The following is a 7,278-nucleotide window of genomic DNA, read 5'->3' on the forward strand; positions in this document are numbered from 1 at the left end:
CGATAAGCGCAGGTAAAAAGCTGCGTTGCGAGCGATTCATCGGACGGAGTACTAATGTCCGATAGCCTGAAGGACGTGAAACATCTCAGTGGTACTGCGACTGGGCATCAGGAGGTGACCGACGAGTCGCCTCCAGTCAAACTATGGAGGAAGATATGGAGAAAGCATACAAGTTGCTCATTAACGGTCGCCTTGTCGATGGCGCCGCAACGATGCCCGTCATCAATCCTGCAACCGGCGAACCCTTTGTCGATGCGCCTCGAGCTGACATCGGGCAGCTCAACGAAGCCGTCGCCGCTGCAAAATCAGCGTTTCCCGAATGGTCGAAGCGTCCGATCACTGAACGCCGCGAACTTCTGATTGCGCTTTCGAACGCGTTGGAGGAACGCGTTCCGGAGTTCGCAGCGTTGCTGACGCGCGAACAGGGGAAGCCCCTTGCTCAGGCCACGATGGAATGCATGGGTTGCGTCTTTGTAATCCGTGGCATGGCCAGCTTCGACCTCTCCCCTAAGGTTTTGCGTGAGGACGAGTCCATGCGTGCGATTGAATATCGGTCGCCACTGGGAGTCGTGGCGGCGATCACGCCATGGAATTTCCCGTTGATTCTGCTCATCAATAAAGTCGCGCCTGCGCTGCTCGCAGGTAACACCCTTGTCATCAAACCGGCACCGACAACGCCTCTCACGACCTTGCTGCTTGGCGAGATCTTCGCGAGTTTGTTCCCGCGCGGCGTAATCAACGTAATCGCGGATCAGAACGATCTCGGCGCCGCCCTGACCCATCACCCCGACATTGCGAAAATCGCATTTACCGGGTCGACCGCAACGGGTCGCAAAGTGATGAGCGCGGCCGCCGGGACGATCAAGCGCGTCACACTGGAGCTCGGTGGCAACGACGCAGCGCTCGTTCTGGAAGATGCAGATCTGCAGGAAACTGCACGGAAGGTGTTTGACGGCGCCATGCTCAATGCGGGCCAGATTTGTATCGCAATCAAGCGCGTCTACGTTCACGAATCGATGTACGACGCCTTTTGTGATGAACTCGCACGTTTGGCGAACGACCTGGTCGTTGGCGACGGCAGTGAGCTGGCTACCCAGCTCGGGCCGATTCAGAACAAAGCCCAATACGAAAAGCTTCAGCAACTCCTGGACGACGCACGTGAGAACGGCACAGTCATTGCGGGTGGAAACGTGTTGTCTCGCCCAGGATACTTCATCGCCCCTACGATCGTGCGCGATGTCGACGATGATGCGTTGATCGTCCGCGAGGAGCAGTTCGGCCCGATATTGCCGGTTCTGAAGTACACCGACATCAACGGTGCAATCGAGCGGATAAACAATAGCGAATATGGCCTCGGTGGCACTGTTTGGGGCCGGGATGTGAGTAAGGCGGCGTCCATCGCTGAGCGCGTGAATTCCGGGACGGTGTGGGTTAACAAGCACATGGACATCGCCGCCGACCTTCCTTTCCGTGGTGCGAAACAGTCGGGGCTCGGAGCGGAACTGGGTCTTGCTGGTCTTGAAGAATACACCCAGGCTCGAGTCATAAATGTAGCCCTAACAGGATGTTGAAAAAGGCATGAATACCTTCGGGCTTGATCGATGATCAGTCGAAATTTATCGCTCGCAAACCCGCATTCAGCCTTGAAACCGGGTCCTAGCCGCTTTTCAGGGCGCTTTGCGCGGTTTTTCATGCCTTTCGGCACCCTCTGGGCGGATTCCGCCTTATACAGTCGACAAACGCCGACCAAAAATCGTGGCCATGCGCGTCAGGTTGTAGGCCGCGAAAGTGAAAAACGTTTGCGCCCTGACCTTCGCCAAACCAACAAAGCGCGCCTTGCGCAGACCACCATTTGTCTTGCTCCAGCCGAATATCTCTTCGACCGGTTTGCGTTTCTTCAGGCTCACCTCGTAGCCCTTGTGGCGCGTCGTTCGGGCATCGATAGCGCTGTGTTTCTTCTGCGCGAAGTGCGGTGTGATCTTCAGTTCGCGCAACTCTTTGACGAACTCGGCGGCGTCATAGCCCTTGTCGGCACCCAGCGTCGAACCGGCTTTCGTCATGCGCCGCTTCGCCATCGTCAGCGCCGCGTCACGCTCCGCCGTGCCGGTCGCCAGCGTCGTTTCGGCGTCGACCACCAGGCCGTTGCGGTTCTCCATCAGCGCGTGGCTCAAGTAGCTCATGCGGGACTTGTCGCCTTCGCTTTTCTTGTACAAACGGGCGTCCGGATCGGTCGTCCGAAATGAGCTCCTGCCATTCCGCAATCAGCAACACCTGGGCGAAGAAACGCTGCGCCATGCTCTCGCCGAACAGGCGGTCGCGGTTGGCGCTGAAGGTCGAGTGGTTCCATACTGCCTCGTCGATATTCATGCCGACAAACCAGCGATAGAGCAGGTTGTATTCGATGTGCTGGACGAGTTGGCGCTCAGAGCGGATCGTGAACAAAGTCTGGATCAGGCTGGCTCTGAGCAACGTTCCGGCGCAATCGACGGCCTGCCACGACGCGAGTACAGCCGCTCAAACTCAGCACTCATGCTCTGCAAAATTCCATCGACCAGAATGCGCAACCTGCGCAGCGGATGTGCTTCAGGAATGCGCTCCTCCAGCGATCGGTAGCTGAACATGGCGTGCTGGGTGACGTCGGTCTGGCGCATGGGTTCGAAGGGAAAGTTGCTCTCATTACACAACGTATACCCCCACCGCCCAGTTGACAGGACGGCGGGATTTTTCAACAGCCTGCTATAGCACCTTGTAATAATGGATCTCGTTACCGTTCGGCGTCTTCAGCGCGACGCCGACAAACACGTAGCGCGTCAGCCAGTCGTATTTGCCGGTCTGCACTTCGAATTTCGGCGTGACCCGCATGTAGTATTCGGAAGGGTCGACTGGCTCGCGGCGCGCAAGCCTGGCCATGACCTCCGGCGAAGCCCAGCGGTAGCCGCGGTTCTGCATGTAGATCACGACGCCGTCGTCCGTTTCAAGCAGATAGCGCGCATCGAAATCGAGGACGCCGTCGGGACGCTTCGCCGGCCAGTCCCCTCCACTGTGCGGCAATACCTTGCCGCGCAGTCCAGGGCCTTCGATCACGCCCTCCTTGACATACACCGCCGCGCGCTCATAGCCGGCCGGGGACACGCCAAGATAGCTGGCGTTTTCCAGGGTGATCCGGATCGAGAATGCGAATTCGAGTTGGGGTTGCATTGATTGCTCCACGTTGTCAGATAGGGAAATGGCCAGGTGCGGTGTCGATCGTGATCCACCGCAGCTCGGTAAATTCGGCGATGCCCGCCTTGCCGCCGAAGCGGCCATACCCGCTGGCCTTGGTGCCACCGAAGGGCATCTGCGCCTCGTCATGCACGGTGGGGCCGTTGATGTGGCAGATGCCGCTCTCGATTTTCCTGGCCAGGTTCAGCGCGCGCGCCACGTCGCGGCTGTAGATTGCGGCCGACAGGCCATATTCGCTGTCGTTGGCCAGTCGCACCGCGTCGGCGTCGTCCTGGGCGCGCACGATGCACACCACCGGGCCGAACGACTCCTCCGAGTAGATCCGCATGTCCGGCGTGACGCCGTCGAGCACGGTGGCGTCCATCAGCAGGCTGTCCATGGCGCCGCCGCACATCAGGCGCGCGCCTTTGGACACGGCGTCGTCGACCAGCTCGCGCAGTACATTCAATGCCCCGTGGCCGACCACCGCACCGAGCGGCGACTTGCCTTGCGCCGGGTCGCCGGCCGTCAGCGTTTTGGCCTTGACGACGAAGCGTTTGACGAACTCGTCGGCGACTTTGGCATCGACGACGATGCGTTCGGTCGACATGCAGATCTGGCCCTGGTTCATGAAGGCGCCGAATGCGGCGGCCTTGACCGCCTCATCGAGGTCGGCATCGTGCAATACCAGTAACGGCGCCTTGCCGCCAAGTTCGAGCAGCACCGGTTTCAGGTGGCACGCACCCAGTCCGGCGATGATGCGGCCGACCTTGGTCGAGCCGGTGAAATTGATACGGCGCACCGCCGGATGGGCGACCATGGCTTCGACGACGGCCGCGGCGTCAGCCGGCGCATTGGTGACGAGGTTGACGACGCCTGCCGGGAATCCGGCCTCGGCGAGCACGTCGGAGATCAATGCATGGGTGCGGGGACAAATTTCGGAGGCCTTCAGCACCACCGTGTTTCCGCAAGCGAGCGGCAAGGCGATGGCGCGCACGCCGAGGATGACCGGCGCATTCCACGGCGCGATGCCAAGCACGACGCCGGCCGCTTGCCTTACCGACATCGCCAGGCAGCCTGGCTTGTCGGACGGGATCACTTCGCCGCTGATCTGCGTCGTGCTGGCGGCTGCTTCGCGCAGCATGCCTGCGGCCAGCATGACATTAAAGCGGGCCCAACCCTCCGTGGCGCCGATCTCGCCCGCCATCGCGGTGACGAAGTCGCCAGCGCGCGCGCCGAGCAGGTCGGCGGCCTTGAGCAGCAGCGCGCGGCGCGTGCCGGGGCCGGATTCGGACCATGCCGGAAACGCGGCGTGCGCCGCCGCGACCGCGGCGCGCGCGTCGTCGGGCGATGCCGCGGCGGCCCGGGTAGCCACCTTGCCGGTCAATGGATCGAGGCGTTCGAACGTTGCCTCGGAGCTGGCGTGACGATGCTCATTGGCGATGAATAATTTGACCTGTTGCATGATAATTTTCTCCTGTAGCCTGGGCCCGGACATTGCGATCCGACCGTCGTGGTTAGGCCTGCGCGATCTGCTTGGTCACCAGGCAGGCTTCCAGTCCTTCGATCGCGTTTTCCGATCCATGTCCGCTTTCCTTCACCCCGCCGAACGGCGCGTCGACCGCGCCGATCATGGTGGTATTGATGCCGATCATCCCCGCCTCGAGCAAGTCACCGACCATCATCACCTGCTTGGCGGAATTGGTGAACGCGTAGGCGGCCAGTCCGAACGGCAGCCGGTTGGCCTGCGCAATGGCTTCGTCGAATGTCTTGAATGGCGACATGACGGCAAGCGGGCCAAACGGCTCCTCGCTCATCACGCGCGCGTTCAGTGGGACGTCGCTCAGCACGGTCGGGGTCCAGAAATTGCCGGCACGGTCGATGCGTTCGCCGCCGGTCACCAGCTTGGCGCCCGTCGAGCGCGCATCCGCGACCAGGGTCTCCATGGCATCCATACGGCGCGGGTGGGTCATCGGTCCCATCCGCGTGGCGGCATCCAGGCCGTCGCCCACCGGCAGCGCAGCGGCGCGGCGCGCGAATTCGCCGACGAACTTGTCGTACACCCCTTCCTGGATGTAGAAGCGGGTCGGCGACACGCATACCTGGCCGGCATTGCGGTACTTGCTGGCGACGGTCAGGTTCAGTGCCAGTTCGACGTCGGCGTCATCGAACACCAGGACCGGCGCGTGGCCGCCCAGTTCCATGGTGGTGCGGATGCCGCGCTCGCTGGCGAGGTTCATCAGGTGCTTGCCGACGACGGTCGAACCGGTAAACGACAGCTTGCGGATCACCGGCGAAGCGAGCAAGTGGCGCGACACGGTGTCGGGCACGCCATACACGATGCTCATGACATCCGGCGGCAGGCCGGATTCAAGCAGCGCGCGCGCCACCATCATGGCCGAAGCCGGCGCTTCCTCGGGCGGTTTCAGGATCACCGAGCAACCAGCGCCAATGGCCGCGCCAAGCTTGCGTGCAGGGTTGCCAAGCGGGAAATTCCAAGGCGCAAACGCCGCGACCGGACCAATCGGTTCCTTCATGACCAGGGTGCGGCTGCCCGGAGGGCGCGGCAGCACGCGGCCATAGGCGCGCCGGCCTTCCTCGCCGTACCACTCCAGGCAATCGGCGGCGGCCATCAGTTCGATGCGGGTCTCCGCCAGCGGCTTGCCCTGCTCGATGGTGGCGATGCGCGCCACGTCGTCGGCGCGCGAACGGAGCCACTCCGCCGCGCGGCGCAGCACTGCGGCGCGCTCCTGGGCCGGCGTGGCGCGCCACCTGGCGAATCCGCGCCGGGCGGCGTCGAGCGCGCGGTCCAGGTCGGCCGCGCTGGCGTGCGGCAGCACGCCGATGTCTTCCCCGGTCGCGGGGTTGACGACCGGCTGCGAGTCGCGCCCGCTGGCACCCAGCCATTCGCCATCGATGAACATTTCAATCTTCGGGTATTTCATAAAGGAATCCTCTGGGTCTGCAGGAAGCGCTTTGGCGCCTTGGTTTAAAGGAAATGATACGGCAAGCCACCTTACATGATTGCCAGCGACACGGCGACGTGCCTGGATTCGGTATAGGCCTCCACACCGGCCCGTCCAAGCCGGAATGCGGGCGCGCGCGCGCCCGCGATGTCAGCCTCAGAAGCCGGTCGAGAACCGCACGCCATACGTGCGCGGCTGCGCCAACCAGACGATGCCGCCGGCGAAATTGTTATAGTTCACCATGACGTCCTTGTTCTCGATGTTCTTCACATAGGCTTGCACCATCCATTTGTCACCCGGCGCCGAATACGTCAACCTGGCGTTCGTCTTGTGAAACGCATCCTGGCGAACTTGAAGTGGGGCCGAGAAATCGCTCATCACGTAGGACGCGGAATACTTCGTATTGACATTCGCGGACACTGCGCCACCGTTGGAAAGATCCCATGCGTGCGTGTAGCCCAACGTCAAGCCGGTCCGCGGCGCATTGTCCAGATCATAGCCCGCCCAGTTTGTCGTCAGCGTCGGGCGGTAGGTCTCGTAATGGCCGTCGAGGTAATTGAAACCGAAATCAAGCTTGGACTGAGGATTGATCGCGTACTTCCCCTCGACTTCCAGTCCCCGGACAACGGCCCGGGCCGCATTCCTGGTCTGGCTGGTCTGGGCATTCGTCGCCGGATTGATGGCCACGGTGCTGACCTGCAGGCCCTTGTAAAGATAGGAGAATGCCGATGCGCTCAGCTGGAGCCTGCCACCAAGGAAGCGGCCCTTGGCGCCTGCCTCGAGTGCGCTCAGGCGCTCAGGGTCATAGTAAAGGAATGGGTTGGTGGCCACCGTGCCGTTATTGAATCCACCTGCCTTGTAACCCGTCGAGAATGATCCGTAGAGCATGACGGTCTTGCTGAGGTCATAATCGATCCCCACTTTGCCATTGGTCACGGCGTACTCGACGGCAGCGTCGTTCTCGATCCTAACCCGCACCGGGCTGCCGACCGTGTCGAAGCCCTTGCGCGACTTCTCGTCGAGCGTGCGGCGGATGCCGGCCGTCAGTCGCAATGCCGGCGTCAGGCTGTAGGTGAGCTGTCCAAAAGCCGCCCTCGACGAGGACAGCGTC

5 protein-coding genes and 1 pseudogene are annotated in these 7,278 nt (G+C 62.0%); 1 reads left to right on the forward strand and 5 read right to left on the reverse strand.

The window, feature by feature from the left end; genetic code table 11:
- The first annotated feature begins 155 nt into the window (after nucleotides 1–155).
- Nucleotides 156–1,571 carry an aldehyde dehydrogenase family protein gene (locus D3872_RS03345; protein WP_119809476.1) on the forward strand — a complete coding sequence of 472 codons (1,416 nt, stop codon included), beginning with the start codon at nucleotides 156–158 and terminating at the stop codon, nucleotides 1,569–1,571.
- A 153-nt stretch (nucleotides 1,572–1,724) separates the two neighbouring features.
- Here D3872_RS03345 and D3872_RS03350 read toward each other — a convergent pair.
- From D3872_RS03350 to D3872_RS03370, 5 genes and pseudogenes are all read right to left on the reverse strand, one after another.
- A pseudogene (locus tag D3872_RS03350) lies at nucleotides 1,725–2,651 on the reverse strand (IS5 family transposase).
- A gap of 85 nt (nucleotides 2,652–2,736) precedes the next feature.
- On the reverse strand, nucleotides 2,737–3,198 hold the full coding sequence (locus tag D3872_RS03355) for a DUF3237 domain-containing protein (protein WP_119809472.1): 462 nt from the start codon (nucleotides 3,196–3,198) through the stop codon (nucleotides 2,737–2,739).
- Nucleotides 3,199–3,214: 16 nt separating this feature from the next.
- Complete coding sequence (locus tag D3872_RS03360; RefSeq protein WP_119809473.1) at nucleotides 3,215–4,666, reverse strand: aldehyde dehydrogenase; 1,452 nt, start codon at nucleotides 4,664–4,666, stop codon at nucleotides 3,215–3,217.
- A gap of 52 nt (nucleotides 4,667–4,718) precedes the next feature.
- Nucleotides 4,719–6,146, reverse strand: a complete 1,428-nt coding sequence (locus tag D3872_RS03365) for an NAD-dependent succinate-semialdehyde dehydrogenase (protein WP_119809474.1) — start codon at nucleotides 6,144–6,146, stop codon at nucleotides 4,719–4,721.
- Between the two features lie 177 nt (nucleotides 6,147–6,323).
- Nucleotides 6,324–7,278: TonB-dependent receptor domain-containing protein (locus D3872_RS03370; protein ID WP_147373780.1), on the reverse strand; the 955-nt coding region annotated here is incomplete at its 5' end.

The sequence above is a fragment of the Massilia cavernae genome (assembly GCF_003590855.1).
Classification (GTDB): Bacteria; Pseudomonadota; Gammaproteobacteria; order Burkholderiales; family Burkholderiaceae_D; genus Telluria_A; species Telluria_A cavernae.

Bases quoted from the DNA above. Each gene is read 5' to 3' on its own strand.
- D3872_RS03345 (WP_119809476.1), top strand. From the start codon at position 156: ATGGAGAAAGCATACAAGTTGCTCATTAACGGTCGCCTTGTCGATGGC.
- D3872_RS03355 (WP_119809472.1), bottom strand. From the start codon at position 3,198: ATGCAACCCCAACTCGAATTCGCATTCTCGATCCGGATCACCCTGGAA.
- D3872_RS03360 (WP_119809473.1), bottom strand. From the start codon at position 4,666: ATGCAACAGGTCAAATTATTCATCGCCAATGAGCATCGTCACGCCAGC.
- D3872_RS03365 (WP_119809474.1), bottom strand. From the start codon at position 6,146: ATGAAATACCCGAAGATTGAAATGTTCATCGATGGCGAATGGCTGGGT.